General features: G+C 41.2%; 19 protein-coding genes. 15 read left to right on the top strand and 4 right to left on the bottom strand.

Annotated features, from left to right (window positions below; all coding sequences use genetic code 11):
* Positions 1–7 precede the first annotated feature (7 nt).
* The 6 genes from cytR (at position 8) to rraA (ending at position 5,675) form a co-directional block, all read left to right on the top strand.
* On the top strand, positions 8–1,036 hold the full coding sequence (gene cytR / locus AC3Z9T_RS16990; RefSeq protein ID WP_490127274.1) for a DNA-binding transcriptional regulator CytR: 1,029 nt from the start codon (positions 8–10) through the stop codon (positions 1,034–1,036).
* Between the two features lie 74 nt (positions 1,037–1,110).
* A complete protein-coding gene (gene ftsN, locus AC3Z9T_RS16985; protein WP_490127273.1) occupies positions 1,111–1,941 on the top strand; it encodes a cell division protein FtsN in 831 nt (276 codons plus the stop codon).
* A gap of 154 nt (positions 1,942–2,095) precedes the next feature.
* Entirely contained in the window at positions 2,096–2,626 is a 531-nt protein-coding gene (gene hslV, locus AC3Z9T_RS16980; protein ID WP_070927437.1) for an ATP-dependent protease subunit HslV, read from the top strand.
* Between the two features lie 11 nt (positions 2,627–2,637).
* Complete coding sequence (gene hslU / locus AC3Z9T_RS16975) at positions 2,638–3,972, top strand: ATP-dependent protease ATPase subunit HslU (protein ID WP_070927435.1); 1,335 nt, start codon at positions 2,638–2,640, stop codon at positions 3,970–3,972.
* Positions 3,973–4,140: 168 nt separating this feature from the next.
* Positions 4,141–5,061 carry a 1,4-dihydroxy-2-naphthoate polyprenyltransferase gene (locus AC3Z9T_RS16970; RefSeq protein ID WP_490127272.1) on the top strand — a complete coding sequence of 307 codons (921 nt, stop codon included), beginning with the start codon at positions 4,141–4,143 and terminating at the stop codon, positions 5,059–5,061.
* Between the two features lie 89 nt (positions 5,062–5,150).
* On the top strand, positions 5,151–5,675 hold the full coding sequence (gene rraA, locus AC3Z9T_RS16965) for a ribonuclease E activity regulator RraA (RefSeq protein WP_490127271.1): 525 nt from the start codon (positions 5,151–5,153) through the stop codon (positions 5,673–5,675).
* A gap of 325 nt (positions 5,676–6,000) precedes the next feature.
* On the opposite strand, the gene zapB is transcribed toward rraA, so the two are convergent.
* On the bottom strand, positions 6,001–6,240 hold the full coding sequence (gene zapB, locus AC3Z9T_RS16960; RefSeq protein ID WP_490127270.1) for a cell division protein ZapB: 240 nt from the start codon (positions 6,238–6,240) through the stop codon (positions 6,001–6,003).
* Between the two features lie 304 nt (positions 6,241–6,544).
* Here zapB and AC3Z9T_RS16955 point away from each other — a divergent pair, with 304 nt between their 5' ends.
* The 3 genes from AC3Z9T_RS16955 (at position 6,545) to AC3Z9T_RS16945 (ending at position 14,176) form a co-directional block, all read left to right on the top strand.
* Complete coding sequence (locus AC3Z9T_RS16955; RefSeq protein WP_490127269.1) at positions 6,545–7,390, top strand: MIP/aquaporin family protein; 846 nt, start codon at positions 6,545–6,547, stop codon at positions 7,388–7,390.
* Between the two features lie 24 nt (positions 7,391–7,414).
* Positions 7,415–8,941, top strand: a complete 1,527-nt coding sequence (glpK, locus tag AC3Z9T_RS16950) for a glycerol kinase GlpK (RefSeq protein ID WP_490127268.1) — start codon at positions 7,415–7,417, stop codon at positions 8,939–8,941.
* A 204-nt stretch (positions 8,942–9,145) separates the two neighbouring features.
* On the top strand, positions 9,146–14,176 hold the full coding sequence (locus AC3Z9T_RS16945; RefSeq protein WP_490127267.1) for a hypothetical protein: 5,031 nt from the start codon (positions 9,146–9,148) through the stop codon (positions 14,174–14,176).
* A 148-nt stretch (positions 14,177–14,324) separates the two neighbouring features.
* Here the strand turns inward: AC3Z9T_RS16945 and emrD are convergent, their stop codons facing one another.
* Positions 14,325–15,509 (bottom strand): multidrug efflux MFS transporter EmrD, encoded by a 1,185-nt coding sequence (emrD, locus tag AC3Z9T_RS16940; protein WP_490127266.1) that lies wholly within the window; start codon positions 15,507–15,509, stop codon positions 14,325–14,327.
* 388 nt (positions 15,510–15,897) lie between these two features.
* On the opposite strand from emrD, the gene fpr reads away from it, so the two are divergent.
* A complete protein-coding gene (gene fpr, locus AC3Z9T_RS16935; protein ID WP_490127265.1) occupies positions 15,898–16,644 on the top strand; it encodes a ferredoxin--NADP(+) reductase in 747 nt (248 codons plus the stop codon).
* A 30-nt stretch (positions 16,645–16,674) separates the two neighbouring features.
* Here fpr and AC3Z9T_RS16930 read toward each other — a convergent pair whose 3' ends face one another.
* Positions 16,675–17,097, bottom strand: coding sequence for a DUF805 domain-containing protein (locus AC3Z9T_RS16930; protein WP_490127264.1), 423 nt, complete (start codon positions 17,095–17,097; stop codon positions 16,675–16,677).
* Positions 17,098–17,162: 65 nt separating this feature from the next.
* On the opposite strand from AC3Z9T_RS16930, the gene AC3Z9T_RS16925 reads away from it, so the two are divergent.
* From AC3Z9T_RS16925 to AC3Z9T_RS16905, 5 genes are all read left to right on the top strand, one after another.
* Positions 17,163–17,777, top strand: coding sequence for a DUF1454 family protein (locus AC3Z9T_RS16925; RefSeq protein ID WP_490127263.1), 615 nt, complete (start codon positions 17,163–17,165; stop codon positions 17,775–17,777).
* A 162-nt stretch (positions 17,778–17,939) separates the two neighbouring features.
* On the top strand, positions 17,940–18,710 hold the full coding sequence (gene tpiA / locus AC3Z9T_RS16920; RefSeq protein WP_490127262.1) for a triose-phosphate isomerase: 771 nt from the start codon (positions 17,940–17,942) through the stop codon (positions 18,708–18,710).
* Between the two features lie 701 nt (positions 18,711–19,411).
* The gene (locus tag AC3Z9T_RS16915) at positions 19,412–20,359 is read left to right on the top strand and encodes an OmpG family monomeric porin (RefSeq protein ID WP_490127261.1); all 948 of its coding nucleotides are present in this window, start codon (positions 19,412–19,414) and stop codon (positions 20,357–20,359) included.
* A gap of 423 nt (positions 20,360–20,782) precedes the next feature.
* Positions 20,783–22,663: a glycoside hydrolase family 3 protein gene (locus AC3Z9T_RS16910; RefSeq protein WP_490127260.1), complete on the top strand. Its 1,881-nt coding sequence runs from the start codon at positions 20,783–20,785 to the stop codon at positions 22,661–22,663.
* Between the two features lie 129 nt (positions 22,664–22,792).
* Complete coding sequence (locus AC3Z9T_RS16905) at positions 22,793–23,749, top strand: porin family protein (protein WP_490127259.1); 957 nt, start codon at positions 22,793–22,795, stop codon at positions 23,747–23,749.
* A 74-nt stretch (positions 23,750–23,823) separates the two neighbouring features.
* Here AC3Z9T_RS16905 and AC3Z9T_RS16900 read toward each other — a convergent pair whose 3' ends face one another.
* Positions 23,824–24,825, bottom strand: coding sequence for a sulfate ABC transporter substrate-binding protein (locus tag AC3Z9T_RS16900; protein WP_490127258.1), 1,002 nt, complete (start codon positions 24,823–24,825; stop codon positions 23,824–23,826).
* Between the last annotated feature and the right edge of the window lie 76 nt (positions 24,826–24,901).

Raw genomic sequence — 24,901 nt, 5'->3', positions numbered from 1 at the left:
AGACGTTGTGGAACAAAAACAACAAAGTGGCACTGCAACCATGAAAGATGTTGCTAATGCAGCAGGCGTATCAACGGCAACCGTCTCCAGAACTTTAATGAACCCTGAAAAAGTCTCTTTGCAAACACGTCAAAAAGTCGAACAGGCGGTGATGGATGTTGGTTACTATCCACATAACCTTGCGAGAAGCTATAAGCGCAATGAATCAAAAACCATTTTGGCGATCGTACCCGATATCAGTGATCCTTTCTTTAGTGATGTGATCTGCGGTTTAGAGAAAGTGGCTGCTGAAGAAGGTTATTTTGTATTAATTGGCGATTGTAAGCATCAGCAAAAGCAAGAAAATGCGTTTATTAATCTGATCATTACCAAACAAATCGATGGTATGGTGCTGTTAGGCTCAAACCTGCCTTTTGATGTGTCAACGGAAGAGCAGAAGAACCTCCCGCCTATTGTTATGGCTAACGAATTCTCTCCCGACCTGAAATTGCCTACCGTCCATATTGATAATTTAACCTCTGCGTTTAATGCAACGCATTATTTACAAAAGCTAGGCCATAAGCGGATTGCTTGTATTGCAGGCCCTGAATATATGCCACATAGCCAGTATCGTTTAGAAGGTTATAAAAAAGCCATGCTGCGCACCGGTGAAAGGCTGCGTGAACAATATATTGTGCGGGGTGATTTTACCCATGAAAGTGGGGCCGAAGCAGCGAAAGTGTTACTGTCATTACCCGAGCCACCGACTGCAATTTTTTGTCATAGTGACATCATGGCCATTGGAGCCATGTGGCAGGCAAAAAAATTGGGACTAACGCTGCCTGATGATCTGTCTATCGTTGGATTTGATAATCTTGAGCAAGCAAAATATACCTTGCCTTCGTTAACAACAATTAACCATCCACGCGATGAAATTGGACGCCATGCCATGTTATTACTGCTTGAACAGCTACAAGGCAATAGTGTAACTCCTGGTTCACGTCTCCTAGATTCTGATTTAATCATTAGAGAAAGCACAATAGCGCCTAAAAGCTAGGCAAAATCGTTCAGGTTAAGTAACATATAAAGAGAGATAATAACTGACATACAATAACCTAGTGAATTAACAGCGTGGCACAAAAAGATTATGTAGCTCGCGGGCGGTCATCTGCCCGCCGTAAAACCAGTAAAGGCAAAGCAAAAAAAGCACAAGGCCTTCCTCTAACAACGCTCGTTGTTGCGGTTGGGATTGTAGTGCTTTTCGTTGGCGGCCTTTTTTATATCACTCACAACAAACAAGAATCGCCTCAAAGTACGGGTGCGCATACTCCATCAGCACCTGTAAATACGCTGCCACCAAAACCAGAAGAGCGTTGGCGCTATATTAAAGAACTTGAGCGTCGCGGTGTCGATTTACCTGAGATTCAGCAGCAAAATAATGCTGGCAGCAATATTATGCGCCAGTCTGATCTGACGCCAGAACAGCGCCAACTCTTAGAGCAAATTGATTCTGATAGACGCGGTCCTGTCACAAATTTACAAGAGGTTCCGTATAACGGGCAACCTGTACCGCGCTCACAAGTTATTATTAATGAGCCAACTCAGCCTGTTAGCCCACCGGTACAACGTAAACCGGTCACGCCTCCAGAACCAAAACCTGAGACGCGACCAGTCCAATCTACCCAGCCAGCACCAACAGCACCACCGGTTCAAACTGAAAGCAAACCTGCAAATAATCTGCAAAATATGCTTGTACAGTGTGGCTCTTTCCGTACCGCAGAGCAGGCTGAATCTGTTCGTGCAACGCTCGCCTTCTCAGGAATTGAAAGTCGAGTCACTGCTGGTGGCGGTTGGCATCGGATCGTACTTGGCCCATATTCGAAGTCTACCGCAGAAAAAATGCGTGACCGAGCAAGTGGAGTTGGCGTTTCAGGATGTATTCTTCGTGCCTCTGGGGGTTGAAAAATATAATCCCCTCCCCCATGTACTGTTTTAACGTACTATCAAGAGCGGCTGTAACAGCATTTTGCACATTCAAGCTACCAATTTATGAAAGGCGGTAGCTTCAAAACTTATATAGACCGCATTTTTTCGTCATATAACCAGGGGCTAACTCATGACAACAATCGTAAGTGTTCGCCGTAATGGCCAAGTCGTAATCGGTGGAGATGGGCAAGCGACGATGGGTAATACCGTCATGAAAGGTAATGTCCGCAAAGTTCGTCGCTTATATAACGACAAAGTTATTGCAGGATTTGCCGGTGGCACTGCCGACGCGTTTACTCTTTTTGAGCTGTTTGAGCGTAAGCTGGAACTGCACCAAGGCCATTTAACTAAAGCAGCTGTTGAATTAGCAAAAGATTGGCGTACTGACCGTATGCTACGCAAACTAGAAGCACTGCTTGCGGTCGCTGATGAACACACATCCCTCATTATTACAGGGAATGGTGATGTCGTTCAGCCAGAAAATGATTTAATTGCTATAGGTTCAGGTGGCCCATATGCGCAATCCGCAGCACGTGCCTTACTTGAAAATACAGATTTAAGCGCACGTGAAATCGCTGAAAAAGCCCTTTCGATTGCCGGCGATATCTGTATCTATACTAACCACAATGTCAACTTTGAAGAAATTTCTTCAAAATCATAAGGATTGCCAGCATGTCCGAAATGACTCCACGCGAAATAGTTAGCGAACTCGATAACCATATCATTGGCCAAAACAATGCAAAACGCTCTGTTGCTATTGCATTACGTAATCGCTGGCGCCGTATGCAGCTCAATGAAACGCTGCGCCATGAAGTGACACCCAAAAATATTTTAATGATTGGACCTACTGGTGTAGGTAAAACAGAAATCGCCCGTCGTCTGGCAAAACTTGCCAACGCGCCATTCATTAAAGTTGAAGCGACCAAATTCACTGAAGTTGGCTATGTTGGTAAAGAAGTTGACTCGATCATTCGTGATTTAGCTGATTCTGCAATTAAAATGGTTCGCCAACAATCAATTGAAAAAAACCGTTATCGTGCAGAAGAACTTGCCGAAGAGCGTATTCTTGATGTGTTGATCCCACCAGCAAAAAATAATTGGGGACAATCTGAACCCGTTGATGAACAATCTCCAGCTCGCCAATCATTCCGTAAAAAACTACGAGAAGGCCAGTTAGACGATAAAGAGATTGAAATTGAAGTGGCCGCGGCACCTATGGGTGTTGAGATCATGGCACCTCCTGGCATGGAGGAAATGACCAATCAATTACAATCCATGTTCCAAAATCTTGCGGGGCAAAAACAAAAAGCACGCAAGATGAAGATCAAAGAAGCCTTTAAGCTATTGATTGAAGAAGAAGCCGCCAAGCTGGTTAACCCTGAAGAGCTAAAAGAGCAAGCGATTGAAGCGGTTGAACAGCACGGTATCGTATTTATCGATGAATTTGATAAAATTTGTAAGCGTGGTGGGCAATCCTCTGGTCCTGATGTATCCCGCGAAGGTGTGCAGCGTGACTTATTGCCATTGATTGAAGGTTGTACAGTTTCAACTAAACATGGCATGGTAAGAACAGATCATATTTTGTTTATTGCATCTGGTGCATTCCAAGTTTCTAGCCCATCTGATTTGATCCCTGAATTACAGGGCCGTTTGCCAATTCGAGTTGAATTACAAGCACTGACCACTGAAGATTTTGTGCGTATTTTAACTGAGCCAAATGCTTCTTTGACTGAACAATACAAAGCGTTGATGGCAACGGAAGGCGTGACGATTGAATTCACTGAAGATGGTATCCGCCGTATCGCTGAAGCTGCATGGCAGGTCAATGAATCTACAGAGAACATTGGTGCCCGTCGTCTACACACCGTTCTTGAGCGTTTAATGGAAGAAATTTCCTATGATGCGAGTGAACGTAGCGGTCAAACTATCCAAATCAATGCTGAATACGTGAAACAGCATTTGGATGAGTTGGTTGCTGACGAAGATCTGAGTAGATTTATTTTATAATCTTATTAATTATCAGGTTTTCATGTATCCTTAATATACGTCTCATAAAGTATCGCCATTAATCCATGGTTGTACTCTCATGAACCGACAATTATTTAGCCCATCGCAACTTTATTGATGCGGGGGCTTTTAATCATATTAAACATAATAGACCTGTGAAATTATTGAATGAGCTCATCTACTTCTATTAGCCGTAAGCAGGCTTGGCTAGAAAGTTTACGCCCTAAGACTCTGCCTTTAGGGGTTATTGCGATTATTACTGGCTCCGCACTCACCTATTTAACGGGCAATTTTAAGTGGCCCGTTGCTCTGTTAGCCTTGATCACCGCAGGCTTACTGCAAATATTGTCTAACCTCGCCAATGACTACGGCGATGCAGTTAAAGGCTCCGATACTGCTGAACGTATTGGCCCCCTACGCGGTATGCAAAAAGGGGTGATCACTCAGGCTGACATGAAAAAAGCACTGAAAATTAATATTATTGCAGCCTGCATTTCAGGCATTCTATTAATTGTCCTTGCGTGTGAAAAACCTGAAGATGCTATTGGCTTTTTGATGTTAGGGCTAGTCGCTATTGTGGCTGCTATCACCTATACCGTCGGTAAAAAACCTTATGGTTACCTTGGATTAGGCGATATTTCTGTACTAATTTTCTTTGGCTGGCTAAGTGTCATCGGCACATATTACCTACAAGCCAATGCCTTTAATATTATCACTGTATTGCCCGCCACCGCTTGTGGATTACTTTCTGTTGCCGTGCTGAATATTAATAATATGCGCGATATCGAAAATGATGTTAAAGCAGGAAAGAACACTTTAGCGGTACGTTTAGGCCCCCAAGGTGCACGGATCTATCATACGATTATCATCATTGTTGCCATTCTATGCTTAGCTTTCTTTAACTTGATGTATTTACATGGTTGGGTATGTTGGCTATTCCTTCTTGCCGTCCCGATGTTAATGAACCATATTCGCCGAGTCTTGAACGATCCGACCCCTGAGGGGATGCGTCCAATGTTAGAAAACATGGTAAAAGCGGCACTATTCACTAACGTTCTCTTTTCTATCGGTGTAGTATTAAGCAAATAGTTGTTTATTTTTGAGAAGTGAATTTTGCCAATCACCTCTTAAAAGGGATATACTTTATTTCTCTTGCTGCAAAAAAAAGACCATACACTATGAAATATGATACTTCCGAACTCTGTGATATCTACCAAGAAAGCGTCAATGTGGTAGAACCCCTTTTCTCCAATTTTGGTGGACGTACTTCATTTGGCGGTCAAATCATTACAGTCAAGTGCTTTGAAGATAACGGCCTACTGTATGATTTGCTAGAAGAAGACGGCCATGGTCGCATTCTCCTTGTTGATGGCGGTGGCTCTGTGCGTAAAGCGCTCATTGATGCAGAACTGGCTCGATTAGCCATGGATAACCACTGGGAAGGCATTGTGGTGTATGGTGCGGTACGCCAAGTCGATGCATTGATGGAGCTTGATCTTGGTATTCAAGCCGTTGCAGCAATACCGGCTGGCTGCCCAGATGAAGGCATTGGCGAAAGTGATATTCGAGTCAATTTCGGCGGCGTCACCTTCTTCTCTGGCGATTATCTGTATGCAGACAACACAGGTATTATTTTGTCAGAAGAGCCGCTTTCCATGCAAGACAACAGCGGTTTTGAAGTGGTTGACGAAGAAGATATCTAACGCTCAACAAACTTATTCGAATTAAAAAAGCAGGGCTGATAGCAATATCAGCCCTGCTTTTTATTGTGTAATGTCATCAGACTCAAGATAAAAACCACATTGCACTTGCACATCTAAACTACAATCAATGTTAATCTCAGAATTTAACTTATAAATACCAAAATCAACGTAAAATCATTGCATAGGTTACATACTTAAATACCCTAAATAGTTCGTGTTGCAGCTAGGCGGCAATCGAAGGCTATCCCGATGAGCATACATAAGTACGTGATTCGGGTAGCCGAGAGAAGCCAACAACGCTGCGGCGCGAAATATGACGGGTATTTTAGACTTCTTCCATCTTGCCAAGTAACCCACGTAAACGCTCTTGCCACGTTTGCTGCTCTTGTTTCAGTTGCTCATTTTCACGTACCAACGATTCTGTACCTGATTTTGCATTATCCAGCTCTTGAGCTAATGCGCTGTTTTTATCTTTCAGTTCGTCGATTTCCATTTGCAACAATGTGATGGTATCAATCGCTTGTTGAACTTTTGATTCTAATTTCTCAAATACTTCAAATGACATTCTTCTAATCTCCCTTGTAAGCTATAACAACGATTGTAAGTAGCATGATCCTCTGTGTCTAGTGGCTTGACTCTGATTCCCTAGATACCTTAATTTAAAGTACTGGTCGGATCACATTATAAAGGTCGAGTACATCACTATTTTTGGTCGTTTTCTTTCGTTTTGGTGATGTAACACACATATTTCAATTTCGATATTTCTCGTTTGCGCTCATTAACGATAAATTTACACTATAGGTTTTCACTTTGAAAATCTTACCTTGAATAATATTACAATAATTTTAATTTTCGTAGGATAGAAAGATATGAGCCAAACGACCACAACTACACTCAGCGGTCAGTGCATATCAGAATTTTTAGGTACCGCACTTATCGTCTTTTTCGGTTTAGGCTGCGTGGCAGCCGTCCGTATCGCAGGAGCACAGCTAGGCCTCTGGGAAATCAGTATTATCTGGGGCTTTGGTGTTGCCCTTGCTGTCTACCTCACTGCAGGAATTTCAGGTGCCCACCTGAACCCAGCCGTCACCATTGCACTGTGGCTATTTGCAAGTTTCGAAAGACATAAAGTTGCACCTTACATTGTTGCACAAATGTTAGGGGGCTTCTTTGCTGCTGCCCTCGTTTACTTTATGTATTCACCCGTCTTTATTGATTACGACCAAGTCCACCATATCATTCGTGGCACACAAGAAAGTTTGTTCACTGCTGGTGTTTTTTCAACTTATCCAGCGCCGCAATTAACTGAACTACATGCTTTCTTCATTGAAGTTATCATTGCCGCCATCCTACTCTGCCTGATTTTAGCACTCACTGATGATGGTAATGGTATCCCTCGTGGCCCATTAGCTCCTCTGTTAATTGGTATTTTAATTGCCGTGATTGGTGGCTCATTCGGCCCACTAACTGGCTTCGCATTAAACCCAGCCCGTGACTTCGGACCAAAAGTCGTGGCATATTTGGCTGGTTGGGGTGATATCGCGCTCACAGGCGGCCGTGAAATTCCTTATTTCTTAGTACCACTCACTGCACCTATCGTAGGTGGGTTAATTGGTGCATTTGCATATCGCACACTGATCTCTCGCCATTTACCAGGTTTCGTGCATACGAAAAAAGACGAAAAATCAGTAAAAACATCTAGTAAAAACGCTTAATCATTACCGGAACAGGTTTAAATTATGACAACAGAAACCAATATCGAGAAAAAATATATTGTCGCTCTTGATCAGGGAACAACCAGTTCACGGGCCGTTGTACTTGACCACGACGCCAATATTATTAGTATCTCTCAGCGTGAATTTACCCAAATCTATCCTAAGCCAGGCTGGGTAGAACATGATCCTATGGAAATTTGGGCATCACAAAGTTCAACATTGGTTGAAGTACTCGCAAAAGCCGACATTCGCACAGATGAAGTCGCAGGTATCGGGATCACCAACCAACGTGAGACCACCATTGTTTGGGAAAAAGCAACAGGTAAACCCGTTTATAATGCTATCGTTTGGCAATGCCGCCGTACTGCGGACTTCTGTACCCATCTGAAGCAAAATGATAAAGAATTAGAAGAGTATATTCGCCAAAACACAGGCCTCGTCGTCGACCCTTATTTTTCAGGCACCAAAGTCAAATGGATTTTGGATCACGTAGAGGGTGCTCGCGAGCGTGCAGAAAAAGGCGAACTGCTATTTGGTACCGTTGATACATGGTTAGTCTGGAAAATGACGCAAGGCCGTGTTCACGTAACAGATTACACCAATGCTTCACGTACCATGCTGTTCAACATTCGCAATCTGGAATGGGATGACAAGATCCTCAAAGCGTTAAACATTCCACGCATCATGCTACCAGAAGTTCGCCCATCCTCTGAGGTTTATGGTCAAACTAACATTGGCGGTAAAGGCGGTACACGTATTCCTATTTCAGGTATTGCTGGTGACCAACAAGCCGCACTCTATGGTCAACTGTGTGTTAAACAAGGCATGGCAAAAAACACCTATGGCACAGGTTGCTTCTTGCTGATGAATACAGGTGAAACAGCAGTACGTTCGAACCATGGCCTGTTAACTACCATTGCTTGTGGCCCTAAAGGTGAAGTGAACTATGCCCTCGAAGGCGCGGTGTTCGTTGGTGGTGCATCAATTCAATGGTTACGTGATGAATTGAAACTGATTGATGAGTCTACTGACTCTGAGTACTTCGCAACTAAAGTAAAAGATAGCAATGGCGTCTATGTTGTCCCCGCCTTTACAGGTTTAGGTGCCCCTTATTGGGATCCGTATGCACGTGGTGCTATTTTTGGTTTAACGCGTGGTGCTAACCGCAACCACATCATTCGTGCAACATTAGAATCCATCGCCTACCAAACACGTGATGTACTGGATGCCATGCAGGCAGATGCAGAAACACGTTTAGCATCACTGCGTGTTGATGGTGGTGCAGTTGCCAACAACTTCTTGATGCAGTTCCAAGCGGATATTTTAGGTACGTCGGTTGAGCGCCCTGAAGTGCGTGAAAGTACGGCCCTCGGTGCTGCTTACCTCGCAGGCCTAGCAGTTGGCTTCTGGAACAGCCTTGATGAGTTGCAAACCAAAGCGACAATTGAACGTGTATTCAAGCCTGGTATTGAAACCACTGAGCGCAATTACAAATATGAAGGATGGAAAAAAGCAGTTGCTCGTGCACAAGAGTGGGAAGACCGCGCTTAAGCCATCATTAATTCATTTTTTTTAATATAAAAAAGCGACGCTAATGCGTTGCTTTTTTGTTTCTCACGTCAAAAATTCAATTATTAATTAAATGATTAAAACATTGTAGTAATAATAATAAATTAGACGACCATATTAAATACGTTAAAATAATTAATCACTTTAGATATTACTCATTATTTAATCAAAAAATGGATTTGTGTTATGGATAACCAGAAAGACTCTTTATCGTCTAAACAAATAAAAAACATACAATATGGCCTACTCGCTCAAGTTTATGATCTGAAGGCTTCAGCTCAAACGCAGCCCCTCATTAAACAAGCCGTTTTAGTTTCCGAGCTAAATGAAAACACGACCTCATTGGCACCAAGAACAACAAAAACCAAATGGGTCTATGAAGGTGTGATCACGATCCCGCAAGATGGTCAATATCTGTTTATGGTCGACCAACATAACAGCTCTTTATCAATTGATATAAATCATCAGAAAATTGAATTGCATCAACAACAAACCGCTAATGGCATTACTTTTGAGCATCTTCAAGCAGGTCAACAGTTTTCAATCATCTTTACAACAACCACGGATGGAACTGTACCGCGATTTCGTTTCTATTGGGATGCGGGGAACGGATTTGAGATGGTTCCTGATAAAGTGATACAAATTGCAACCCCAGAAATATCAGTCCCACAGCCTGAGGTTAGATCTGAAATACAATCCAATTTGCAGAATATTGCCATACAGCAAATCATCACTGATGAGGTCATGCAACATAACCTACAGTTGGGGTACTACAAAGGTCGAGGTCGCATTGCGGTATTGCGCGATGATTCCACCTTGTTCAATGCGTTAACAAAACAAAGCCCAACAGAGTCACTAGAAGGAAAAACGGCTTTTCAATTAATCAGCTGGCTCGCTGATAAATCGCGATCAGCTGGTGAAAATCACAAAACCTATATACTCAGTGCGGTCGACGAAAAAGATTTCTCAGGTTTTCAAATTCACCCTAAACATAACCTGTTCATCGACAGTTTTAACTCACCGCACAAGTGGCTACAAGGGGATACACGAGCCGCTGATCAACTTGCAGATGCCTTATTACCTAGCGGTCAGTGGCATCGCCACTATGATATAACCTTGCTGCCATCTGATGCCAATGATCAGCAGGTTTCATTAGTTCGTCACTGGATGGAGTTAACAGGCGGTAGCGTGTTGATTCAGCACAATAGCAATAATTTACCAAGCGCTGCCATACAGCAGCTTATTAGCGAAATTCAATCTTCACCAAACCAACAGCAAATAACAGTGCCCATGGCCACTCGTAATAAAGATGGTTTGCACCTCACGGTAAATCATTTAGATCCATATACAAACGAAGCCACTTTTATTTTTGAAAATATTATTCCTGCGCATCTATTACAGAATCAACAAACACCATTAACACCACGTAAAGCCCCCACTCAATGGATTTACAATGGGACAATTTCAGCTTCGCAAGATGGAAATGCAGTACTGATGCTAGAAAAAAGAGGCATGAAGTTTGCTATATCCTATACCGTTAATGGCCAAACCATTACGGTTGATAAAAACCAGCCATTGGGGCATCTAAGCCTCAACAACCTTAAGGCAGGTCAAGCTTATCCTTTGCAGATCACCGTGACGAATAATGGTGAAGTGCCTCAATTTCGCTTAGTTTGGGATATTAATAGTAATACACAACGCGTGCCCAACCAGTCACTTCATCATGGATTAGCTGATTTTCAGCCAGAACAAATTGATGTGCCCAATATTACAACCTCTTCTTGTATGGATCACAGCTATCAGCAAGTTATCACATTGCCTTCAACTGCAATTAATTCTTTGAATTTAACCGAAGAAATGGTATCTCAGGCTGAATATTTTTCCTTATTTTTAAAAACAAAAGAAAGCACTAAGCCGATTATTTTTGAAGATATTCGTCTTTCACCTCACACTTCATGGCAATCACTAACACAGGAAATAGAAAAAAAAATTAATCAACATTTAGAGGCTAAGTTCAACATACGGCTTACCGTCAAATTTCAGAATAATAATATTATTATTCAAAGCGATGGTTGCGAGCTCACCCAATTTCAACTCAAAAAAAATCAACCGATAAATTATATATCGATTAAACCAGAGTATGGCTCTACGGCTCATTTTAAATCACGAAAAGAGCATGGTAATACAATACATACAATAAACTTGCACCCAAGTGATATGAATGAATTAACACACTTGTCACTCGTATTAACAGAAGGTACAGGAGAGCCCGTTCAACTTATCAAAACACAGTTTCGCTCGCTGCATAAGCGAGTATGCTCACCTGAGCAATTTGTTGAAAACTTACAAAATTATCTACAATTGCAAACACAAACTAGCTCACTCGTTGTGCATTACGATCAAAATAGAAGGCAGCTACAGATTACTGATCCACTAAATCGTACCCTTCGAGATCTCAATTTCGGGCTTCAACACCAAACATTACCATTTGTTATTACACAAAATGAAGGTAAAAACTCAGATACTCTCACCGTTGGAGCCATTACCGATAAATTACCAACAGATGAAAACATTTTTGAATATCACCTACTCGAAGCGCCTAAATTCGGGACAGTGATGCTTGACCCTCAAACTGGTGAGTGGCATTACCAAGCGAATAGCAACAACACTTTCAATGGCACTGACCAATTTCATGTCATTGCTATTATGCAAAATGAGCAAAAGTCGGCACCTATGTCTATTCAGATCCAATCTGATAGCGCGCCAATAGTCAGCTATCCAGGTAAACGGGTCTTTACTATCTCCGATCCGATCTACCATGAGCCCGCAAAACGTCATTATAGCGTACCGGATGACATGCAAGTTAAAGCAATTCAACTTGCTCAAACTCATTTGCAAGAACCTAATGCCCCTTATTTTTTATTAACCGCTAACCGATGGGCCTTATTAAAAGTAGATATTACTAGCCAATCATCTGCTGATGCTCCTGATATCACAGCCATCATTACTAACAAACAAGGTGATGAGGTGGCTCGAATTCGTTTAATGGGCCCTAAAAAATTACCTCAACAGCTACCTTCAATACCCAATGTCCCCTCAGTCGCAAGCTCAGAACTGCATAACCATAGCTATACCGCACCACTAAAAGGTCAATGGGTACAACCTAGCATGCAGATTCAGCTGATGGCTGGTGATACCCCAATAGTCATGCCCTACACTGATCATAACGGTCTATTTACGCCTAAAGTCAGTGAAAGCAACGAGATGACATCACGTATTACCAATCATAGCCTCTACCGCACAGGTCATGGCGTGTATACCTATTCACCGCTAAGTTGGGGAATGGAAGCAGCAGCAAAATTGCCCACAACAGCATTCACCCTGTACAACTATCCAACTATTGCTCAATCATTACCGCTTGACCCAGCGGTTGTTCATCGTTCAGCGTTATTCATGCCAATCTATGATAGAAAACATGGGTTATATGATAATAATAGCGAGCAGATCTCTTGGGGATTCCATCGCGGAGTGCATACCGTCAATGTTAATGGCCTTGACAGTGGCTTTAATTATTATGCCCTGACGCCAAATGGTACTGTTGATTTACTCGGTCGTGCTTGGAAAAATCAAGGTGGTGGTATTGCTCGCCCAGATGTCATGTGGCATGAACTATATGGTCATGGGTTTGGCCTAGAGCATACAACTGAAAACAACGCAAAATATCCATTTGATGCCAAAAAAAATGGTTTCCATATTGGTTACGATCAACAAACGCAATCCTACATTACCTACAGATATACCGATCCAGAAAATAAAGTGGGTAAAGAAGTTATTCCTGCCTTATACCCTCACCTAAATAACCCAGGCCATGACCCTTTTAATGCCTTTACACCACACTCAGATTATTTTACTCAACGAGCCCAACAATTTTTACGCGAAAAATTACGTTGGCAACCGAATAAAATCGTAGGCCAAGATAGTGAGGATAAAGGATTCGCTGGTGAAGGTTATTATCAATGTTGGTCAGAGGCAACTCGCCAATGGGTGACTTTAAATGAAAATAACTTTTCACAATTTTATCCAAATGATACCTATCACAGCCTAGCTCACCAACGTGATGTGCCTGTTTATTGGATACAAGCACTGATTGTGGCGGCTCCAAATAACCAGATCCACCCTTACAGTTCAATGAAACCATTACGAACCATTGGCAATTTACCAGCCGAATACCATAACCTAACAACAGGAGCAGGTAGGCCGTATAGCCACCATATACCGTATGCACTAACGGTCACTTACGCCACAAAACAAGGCTTACTGACTGAAAGCCTGCAAGCTATCTCTTTTTTAGAAATTATTAATCTAAACATTCCTGATAAAGGGGAACTGGTTAAAATTGAAATCGCTAAAATTGATGACAACAAGCAGCTTGGTCAAGTGATCTATACCTACAAAAATCCAAGCTCGTTGGCTAACCGGCTGTTCAACCAATGGAGTGCAGATCCGCATCTTGTGCAACTCACCCTTGATAATTATTGGCGAGATGGGCAACTGTTTTGGTCTGCGACGGATCCTGATTTAATTAATATACAAACAGGAAAAATAAACCGACACAAGCTTAATAAAAATAGTGCCATCTGTGCCACTTGGATTGAAAATGGCCAGCGCCACCAGCAATATTTTTCACTCACTGATCCATGGGGCGAGGTCACTCAGACTTTAACTGAACAACTTTTTTTACCGATTAATCATCTCTCTGAATGGCAAACACATCACAACATAGTACCTACGATATCGACTATTGAGTCTGCCGTACCACTGCTTGCAGATGTGCATATTAATCAACTCATTGATATTTCAGCATTACCACCAGATAACTACTGTTATTGGGTAACCTTATTAGTGGAAGATCAATCTGGTGTACAGCAAGAACAAACTCCGCTGGAAGCGTGGCAGATAACCCGAAAGGGAGAGCAATTATCGGTTGTTGGTACCATTGATAGCACACCAGAACTAAAAATTAGTGGGATAAAAATTCATATTGATAAACATTTACAAGACGAAGCAAAACCATTCACAATCACGCTGACACAAAATCATACATCGACGATTAAAGAAAATACGGCATACCTCGATTATAACCGCCCAGTTGTATTTAATCACTCAGCGTTAACACCTGAATTAGTTCCTACAATGCCTGAAATGACACCGCTATGATAGAGAAAAAGGCTCATCTCAGCACATGGCTAACAACATAGTCATGGCTCCGCTAACCACAAGATGAAAACCATTTTAATGGAATAAAATCATCTGAAATGACTTAAGAACGCTGGATGAATATTATTCTTCCGCGTTCTTTTAAAAATTATACGGTATGTTCAGTTCTATCCATACGATGAGCCAGCGGCAGCCAGCACAACAGTACTAACATCGACATCAAGAACATCAATAGCCCTAAGCTAAACTGACCATTTTGTGGTAATAGCGCGGAAATCCACGTTGCCACGCCAGAGCCGACATTTTGCATACCGCCGACCAATGCCCCCGCAGCACCTGCTAAATAAGGGAAAGGCTCCATAGCACCTGTTGTCGCTAAAGGGAACAACATGCCTGCACCAAAGAAAAATACCGAGGCAGGAACTAGCAGAGTCCAAATATTCATCACGCCAAACCACCCGGGGATCCACATCATCAGACCCGCAATCAAACAGCAGATCACGGATTGCCACATTAGGGTATAAAAGCTTTTACCATCGCGCCCAGCAAACCAAGCACCAAAAAACGCCGCTGGAATAGGAATGATAAATAAAATACTGACTGTAATACTATTAAGACCAAGCACACCCCCCATCAGCACACCGCTACTTGATTCAAACACAGCGATACCCGCCAGCGCGCCAATCAACATCACTAAATAAGAAACAAATGAACCATTCGATAACAATTGACGATAAGACGCTAACATTCTGTGTTTTTCAGGGGAAACAGGTCTCGTTTCAGGTAACCAGCGATACATGCTTAGAAGGACGAAAGTGCCTAATACAAACAAAAAGATATAACATGCATGCCATCCCCAAAAATGTGCCAATAGACCACCAAACATAGGTGCTAATAATGGGCTAACAAGTACCCCCATATTTAATAGACTATTTGCATAACGTAGTGATGTGCCTTTGTACAGATCGCGAGGCATAGTACGTACCATGACCCCAGCGACACCCGTACCTAGCCCTTGTAGACCACTCGCCAGTACAAGGACATCCAGTGTTGGTGAAAAGATAGCTAATGTCGTTGAAAGTAAGAAAATCACCATTCCAGCGAGGATCACTGGGCGGCGACCAATCTGATCAGACAAAGGCCCATAAACCAGCTGAGAAAAACCATAAGTAAACAAATAAGCAGCCATAACCCGTTGCACAGAACCTGATGGCTCACTAAAGTAAACCGCCATATCTGCAATAACAGGGACATACACTGTTTGTGTCATCTGACCAACCGCCGCTAGGGCAATCAGTAGGATCAATAAATTAAAATTCTCTAGTTTTCTCATTTTGCTCTCAACAAATTTGCCAACCCGACTGCACACCAAATCCGCCTATTGAATAGCAATGGCATGACAATTTGATTTCAGGGCATAACCACAAATAGTTATTGATTGTTTTTGCTCGCTAAAACTAATGAGCATATATCTTCAGTGACTGCGCGACTAAGATAACAAAATTAAATATTTTTTCGAGGTAGGACAGCATTTTAAGTAATTAGCCAACGTCAGCGATATTCGCCAGTTATGGAAATAAAACTGTACATTAACTTCAATCATGATCTAATTAAAAGAATAATTCACTAAAACACATTATCGATAAACACAAATACCAAACTCACTTAGTATGAAACTCTGATTTACAACAAGGTTAAAAAAAATTCAGAGGTGAAATTTTATGGCAAATTGGGTTACTGGAACCGTTATAGAAGCAAAATTTTGGACCGATTCTTTGTTCAGCCTCATTATCAATGCCCCCATTAAACCTTTTATCGCCGGCCAATATGCGAAACTCGCTTTAGAAATTGAAGGTGAACGCGTACAACGCGCCTACTCTTATGTTAATGCGCCTAGCGATGACCGCCTTGAATTTTATTTTGTCATTGTTCCAAACGGCAAACTTAGCCCTAAACTTGCCCAACTCCGCAAAGGAGATACTTTGCAAGTCACAGATGAAGCTGCTGGTTTTTTTGTTCTAGATGAAATCCCTGACTGTAAAAATCTGTGGATGCTATCGACAGGTACAGCTATTGGGCCATTTTTAGCCATGTTACAAGAAGGTCAAGGGCTCGAACGTTTTGAAAAAATAGTGTTATTACATGCCGTTCGCTACCAAAAAGACCTTAGCTATTTGCCACTCATGGAACAATTAGCTGAACGTTACCCAGAAAAGCTACGTTTAATCACCGTGGTTAGCCGTGAACAATGTGAGGATTCTTTGTATGGTAGAGTGCCTGCATTAATAGAAAATCAAACGCTTGAGCAGGCTGCTGGCATTTCATTAGATGCCGCAAATAGTCATATTATGCTATGCGGCAACCCTGAAATGGTCAGAGATACTCGCGATGTACTGATAAAAACACGAGCAATGAACAAGCACTTACGCCGTAAACCAGGTCACATCAGTAGTGAACAATATTGGTAATACGCTATTGTTGATCCCCATCAATGGGGGTCAAGAAAGATGATCTACCGACTGCGTTTTTTCACCGTATTGATTTTCGGAATCCATCCCGACAAAAACACCGCAATCTAATAACATAATCATGGCAATTAATAGCGGTAGAAAACGACCTATTCCCCATTGCCAGATTGGTGCCATGTGGCTTACATCCATAGAAAATAGAGCAAATGCGAGCAGCACCAACGCAAACCAACCACCAGGTTTCCCTCTATCATGCAATCGCTTAGTGAATATGGCTGCCAAAGGATATAACAACAAAATAAACAGTGTGACCACCAAACTTTCAGGTAATAAAAATGCATTTTGGAATAACACAATCACCGTCATTAAAATAAAACATGATGCGATACCAACCCAAAATGGTCGGCGGCCGATTCGGCCTTTGAAGGAAAAAGCCCACTGTTGTAATGTCATTACATCCGTTCCTGATATACTTGTGATATTACTCTGAATAACCATAAATGAGTGGCAAAAAACAAATGAAACAACACGCACTCCATCCAATTTACGTCATCATAACCGTTTTTGTGTTCAGTTTGCCACAAATGACATTTGCCCAGAAAGTACCAACGCTCCCAGATACTAACTTTGAAGTGGCTTATCTCGCCCCTGATGCCCCCTCATTTGATTTGACGATCCCACAGTTGCGCACCCAGTTTAATCAAGCAAATCCGACATTACCACTTCATGAATATAAAGTACTCGCAAGTAAAGACATTTCTGCGCCTTATATCCGAGCAGCCTCCTCGATTAACCCCTATATCTACTCGTCTGCAGTGCTCGAGCGAGGCAGTGAAAAAATTAAAAGCTTGCAAATTACCCTACTCCCTGCGGCTGATGATAAAAGTGCACAGGCCAACAGAGCATTAATCGAGCACTATATTATTGCTTTGATCCAACAGTTCGACCCAACAGTTTCCGTTGATAAAGCCCCCGAGCTAACAGAAGCGCTTAATAAATTTATGGCCGATAAAAATCCAACACATGCTGAAGAAGCACGTTTAGGTGCTCTACGCTATGTTTTAGTAAAAAGTGATAATAATGTGCTTACTTTTGCTGTTGAACCGATTAAGCTAGAGATAGAGACACCTTAAACTGATGCAGATCACAGCAATCATCATCGACGTGATAAAAAGCAAAGCTATAGTTAGGCATTATCTCTATAATATCTAACAAAATCTGATTTTCTCGCTGCATCAAGACGATACAACGAGTCATTTATTGATAAATCAAACTCTCTGGTTGGAGGAAACAACATGCGACATCCATTGGTAATGGGTAACTGGAAACTAAATGGCAGCACCCATATGGTTAATGACCTGATTGCAGGCCTTCGTAATGAACTCAGTAGCGTTGATGGCTGTGATGTAGCAATCGCACCGCCAGCAATCTACCTAAGCCAAGCAAAACATGCGATTGCAGGTAGCCGCATTGCATTAGGTGCACAAAATGTTGATGTAAACCTTTCGGGTGCATTTACAGGTGAAACCTCTGCTGAAATGCTCAAAGATGTTGGTGCAAAATATATCATTATTGGTCACTCAGAGCGTCGTACCTACCACCATGAAAGTGATGAGTTTATTGCCAAGAAATTTGCAGTATTGAAAGAACAAGGTCTGATCCCAGTACTGTGTATCGGTGAGACTGAAGCAGAAAACGAAGCTGGCAAAACTGAAGAAATTTGTGCTCGCCAAATTGATGCTGTTCTAAACACACTGGGCGCACAAGCATTCCAAGGTGCAGTTATTGCTTATGAACCAATTTGGGCAATAGGTACTGGCAAATCAGCAACACCAGCACAAGCACAAGCAATCCATAAATTTATTCGTGACCACATCGCGAAGAAAGATGCGGCAATCGCTGCGCAAGTTATCATTCAATACGGCGGCTCAGTCAATGCAAGTAATGCCGCTGAACTGTTCACTCAGCCAGATATTGATGGTGCGCTAGTTGGCGGAGCATCACTAAAAGCAGATGCGTTTGCTGTGATTGTTAAAGCAGCAGCAGAAGCGAAAAAAGCAAAATAATTTATTTTGCTGAATGTGAACTGTCAATATTAATTGGCAGTTCTTTTATTTAAAATAACTATATTCTAAATAATTCGAGGTGCAGCTAGGCGACAAGTCAGCGAATCGCTAGGAGCATACATAAGTATGTGACTAGTGCGAATACCTTAACGAAAGGCGCTGCAACTTGAAGTATGACGAGTATATAATAGAAATACACACTCGCTATTAATAAATAATTACCTGCTCTATGTATAAATTTCAAATTACTTAATCAACTCACAAAAATAAAAATGTCTTAACTTAAATTATTCCTTCGACACTTGAATTATCCCCCATAGAAAACAAATTGAAATCATCAGGATACCATCACTCTATCTTCCTAATTATCCTAATTATTCTTGACCTACCTCTGTCGGCGAATGCTAGACATCACACATTTGTTAACATTATATTTACATGGCTCGTGATATTCGCCTATCTATTTATTATTAATAAATAGATTATTCCTCTCACCATACTTTAAATAATTCGAGGTACAGCGAACCGACCAGTAAATGAATCGCTAATTACAGATATTTTTAATTAGTGTTAGTAAATCTAGTCAGCCACACTGTGGCTTGAAATATGACAAGTATAAATTAATAAATAATAACCACCATCAGTTCTAATTATATTGTTATTGAAATTTGTAAAATAAAACATTCGCTATAAGGATGATTATGAAATATTTAAAAGATTTATTTCTAAGCACAGTAATAATTTTACCAACAGCAGCCATATCTCAAGCAAATAATGACTATTGGCATATTGATAGCGATGTTTACGTCGAGATTGAAGAGTATCAAGGGCAACGTGATAATCTTGATAACAAAGTTTTCGATAAAACAAGTATGGTTGGTAAACTTGCACTCACAAATCCTCAATCACTATGGAGTTTCTACTTTGATCATCGCGAGTCATTGAGAAACTATGGTCGCAACTTTTCAACCTCCCGTGATTCATACATTCGTAATCGCACACAAATAGGAGTGACCCGACAACTCTACAAAAGCCATTCTACAGTATTGAGTCTCACTGGTGCTTATCGAAAAGAATCGAATGATTCAGCACCTAATACCCAATCGCGTTCATCAGGGAGTTTATATTGGCTAATGCCAGCAGGAAGCTTTTATCTTAATAAAAAATGGTCATTCGATTTTTGGGACGCTGTTTTCTACTACAGCAATTTTTTAAAATCCAATAGCTATGAATGGGAAGCAGAACACGGTTTCAGCTACCAATATTCTGATTCTATTAAAGCAAAAATAACTTTATACACCGATAGAGTTTGGGATAACAACTTCCATAAAACCTTTTCACAAGATCAAATCAGAGGGTACCTACCGATTAAACTGAGTAACAGGTGGTCAATTTCCCCTTATTTTCGTTATTTTATTAACGAGAGTGGCTACGATGCTCGTAAAAACCTAACTCAAAAGGTAAAAAATGGCTATCGCATTGGAACACAGATTGCCTATAACCTGACACCAAAGCTGACTTTATGGGGTGGCGCAGCAATAGAACCTTCTCAGTGGAAATACCCAAAAGATAATTATACAACATCAGGCAGTAATAACAGACAAACATTCTATTTAGCCCAGTTTGGTATTAAATACATCTGGCAATAGTGAATGGCTCATTACTCGGTCATTATTTTCCAACGTAAAAAAAGTCGCCATTATGACCCCGCGACTTTTTATTAAACTTCAAATTTCGCCTATTAAGCAACCGTCAAATCCTCTTTTTAAATTTAATTAGCATAAAATTTGAGCTTGAGATAATAATTCAGAAGATTAAATCATATACTTAACTTTATCGTTGAGATCACATAACAGAATAATTCCAAAGTGAAATTATTCTATAGGAATATTAATTATTCCATCCATTTTATTTATAATAATCATTATGATAGATGACATAGCACAATTTGTTAAAATACAAACTATTCTTCAGTACTAGCAAATAAGAATAATCTCATCTGTGATTTGCCTCACGTTATAATTCATTCCCCCTACTTATTATTCCTCGAAAAATAACTAAGGAATTATGTGATGAAAAGCCTTACCCTACTTTCTCTCTGCTTATTCAGTGCCTTGTCACTGGCTGAGCCAATTTCACAAATACAGCTTGATACAATGTGGAAAGACAAACAAAAATCAGCTGATGACATCGTCAAAAATATGTCTGAAGCCGAAAAAATTGGCCAACTTTTCATGTTGGATTTCAGATATTGGAATAAAGACAACAATGGTGAACCTGCGCCATTTCTTGCGATGAATGATGAGGTCGCTAAAGTCATCAATCAATATCATCTAGGATCAGTGATCCTATTTCGTGAAAACTTAATTGATACGCCACAGACTGTGGAGCTTATCAACCAGCTACAAGCCTCACGCAGTAATTTACCGTTATTTATTGGTACTGATCAAGAAGGTGGCTATGTCACCCGTTTACGTGTCGGTACAGAGATGCCGGGTAATATGGCATTAGGCGCAACACGTAACCCTGCTCTTGCAGAGCTAACAGGGATGATCCACGGTTACGAATTATCTAGCTTAGGCTTTAACATCAACTTCGGACCCGTTGTCGATGTTAACAATAACCAAAACAACCCTGTGATTGGAGTACGTTCATACTCCGATAACAAAGAACTTGTTGAGCAGCTTTCTACCAATTACATCAAAGGGATCCATAAATACAACCTGCTAACCTCATTAAAGCACTTCCCAGGCCACGGTAATGTTTCTTCAGACTCTCACGTTGACCTACCTGTTGTAAAATCAGATGCAAAAACATGGCGTTCAACAGAATTACCACCTTTCCAATATGCTCTAGGCCATGGCGCTGATGCCATCATGACAGCACATATTATCGTTCCCGCATTAGATGATAGTAAAATTAAGACACTTAGCGGCAAAGAAGTTGGAACCCCCGCTACATTGTCAAAACCTATCCTGCACGATATTTTACGTGATGAACTCAAGTACGATGGCTTAATCATCACCGATGCTATGGATATGGGGGCTATTGCCGATAACTTTGATATGAACTGGGCTGTAGAAACGTCATTACTTGCCGGCTCTGATGTGATCTTAATGCCAATCAAAATGTGGGATACTGAGTCAGTTACACGCTTAGATAACATGTACCGTCATCTTGAAAGCGAAGCTCAAAAAAACCCTGAGCTGAAAAAACGTATTGATGAATCAGCAAAACGTGTAGTGCTGAAAAAATTACAGCAAGAGATCACAGCACAGCCAGTTAATTTGCAAAATGCACAGCAAGTCGTCGCATCAAAAGGCCATAAAGATCTCGAGAACATGGTATCTGAACAAGCTATCACGCTGATCAAAAATGATAACGTACTGCCTTACACCTTAAAACCACAAAATAAGGTTTTGATTGTTTCTGATGAAAAACCACGTAATGCGTTAATTCAAAAACACTTGAATGATATTGCCAACGAAACAGGAGCAGCAATTGAAAGCCAAGAAGTAGTGGTTAAACTGACCGAAGATACCCTTACTGCAAAAGATGTTCAGCCACTATTGAAAGACCAAGATCTGGTTATCTTAACCACGTATAACCTGAAAGATAACCCAGTCAATGCTCAGCTATTTATTGATGAAGCAAACAAAGCCAACATTCCATTGGTGGTAATTTCATCTCGTAACCCATACGACATTGCATACCTAAAAGGGGTTAAAGCCAACCTAGCAATCTATGGGATCACTGGATTTGACGTCACTAACAACAATCGTAACTCACTCGAAACCAATATTCGTAGCGGCTTACGTACCTTGTTTGCCGACCAACAAGCACAACCATTGAATCCACCAAAAGGGCTGCTCCCCGTCAATATTAAAAATCCACAAGGTAACAAAGTCCTGTTCCCTTATGGCCATGGTGAAACTTACAACACCACCCATTAATTAATTTATACACACAAGCACCTTCCGACCTTTATATCCCCAGAGGATATAAAGGCGGGCTAATACACGCAAAATTTCAACACATAACGCTACTACTTACGAAACAATAATTAAAATTAAAGGGTCATCATGAAAACATCATTGAATGGTTTACTACTTCTTACCACGATAGGCTTCACTGCTTCTGCACACTCTACTGAACAAGTGAATAATGACTACTGGCGCATTTCCTCTAACGTTTATATGGAATTGGAGAAATTTGAAGGCCACCATAACACTAGCGGACGTAAGGTTTATGATAAAACAACTATGGTTGGCCAACTGTTCTTATCAAACCCTGAATCAAAATGGAGCTTTTTTCTTGAACATAAAGAGTCATTGAGAAGCTATAACCATAACTTCTCTACATCCAAAGACTCTTTTATTCGTAATAGAACCCAGATTGGCGTGACACGAAAAATGTACTCTAGTGATATTGGGCAGTTCAACCTCAATGTCACCTATCGCAAAGAATCAAATGATTCCGCTCCAGGTACGATGGCTCGCCCATCAAATACTTTGTTTTGGTTGATGCCAAGCGGTACTTATAACTTTAATGACAAGTGGGCCTTCAACTTTTGGGATGCTTTCTATCACTACGATAACTTCCGTGCCCCAAACAGCTACGAATGGGAGTCTGAACACGGTTTAGTCTATAAAATTAATGACTCCGCGACTGCAAAAGTTTATCTGTACACAGACTGGACATGGGATAAAGATTTCAACAAAACATGGGAACAAAACCAAATTCGTGGTTATTTCCCTGTAACGTTGAATCAGGATTGGAGCGTTATGCCCTACTTCCGTTACTACTTGAACGAACACAACTACGATAATAACCAGCGTACAACTCAGAAAGTAAAAGATGGCTACCGTGTTGGTACACAGGTTTTCTATAACCTCACACCAAAACTGACCCTATGGGGTGGATTCGCCGTTGAGCCAAGTACTTGGGAAAACCAAAAAGGTGCAGGTATCACCTCTGGTGGCAACAATCGCCAAACATTCTACCTAGGACAGCTGGGTGTGAAATACACATGGCAATAAAATAATATTCATCACAGCCGACCTGCCCCTCACAGATTGGCTGTGGTGCAATAACAGTGAAATAATATTGTGCATCAACCTCGACGGTTGATCTCATCAAAGATCCCACCATTCGAAAAATGCGTCTCTTGTGCTTTTGTCCAACCACCAAACTCCTTATCTACCGTCAATAGTTTTAACTGTGGAAAGCGCTGTTGATATTTTTTCGCAATTTCAGCATTACGTGGGCGATAATAATTTTTTGCAGCAATTTCTTGGCCTTCAGGTGAATAGAGGTATTCTAAATAAGCTTGAGCCACCTCTCGGCGGTCACGTTTATCAACGGTTTTATCCACTACGGCGACCGTTGGCTCTGCTAAGATTGAAATACTTGGCGTCACAATTTCAAATTGACCATTCTCACCAAGCTCATTAATTGCCAATAAAGCTTCATTTTCCCATGCAATCAGCACATCACCGATACCACGTTCCACAAAACTATTTGTCGCGCCGCGTGCACCTGAGTCAAGTACTTCAACATTTTGATAAAGCTGCTTAACAAACTGTTTTGCTTTCTCAGGATCTTGCTGGTTTTTTTCTAATGCATAGCCCCAAGCCGCGAGGTAATTCCAACGCGCACCGCCTGAGGTTTTTGGATTTGGCGTCACAATAGAAACATCCTTACGTATAAGATCATTCCAATCTTGAATGTTTTTAGGATTTCCTTTGCGAACCAAGAAAACAATTGTTGAGGTATAAGGGGCAGAATTATCAGGAAGGCGCGTTATCCAATCTTTATCAATACGCCCACTTTGTGCAATTGCATCAACATCATAAGCTAAAGCCAATGTCACAACATCCGCTTCTAAGCCATTAATGACCGAAGTGGCTTGCTTCCCTGAACCTCCATGGGATTGACGAACGGTTACAGTATCACCCGTTTTTTCTTTCCAGTGTTGGCTAAAAGCTTGGTTATATTGTTGATAAAACTCTCGAGTTGGATCATAAGAAACATTCAACAATTGAATGTTTTTCGCCCATGCTCCTGTTGTCAATACCAGTAACAATGTCGTTGCTGCCTGCCATTTCTTCGCCATGCTTTTATCCCTCATCAATTTAATGTTAAGGCAGGCTGACAGATCTAACTCATAACTTGAAATAATTAAAAATGAC

The sequence above is a fragment of the Providencia sp. 6390 genome (assembly GCF_058148425.1).
This window is presented reverse-complemented; position numbering and strand designations above follow the sequence as displayed.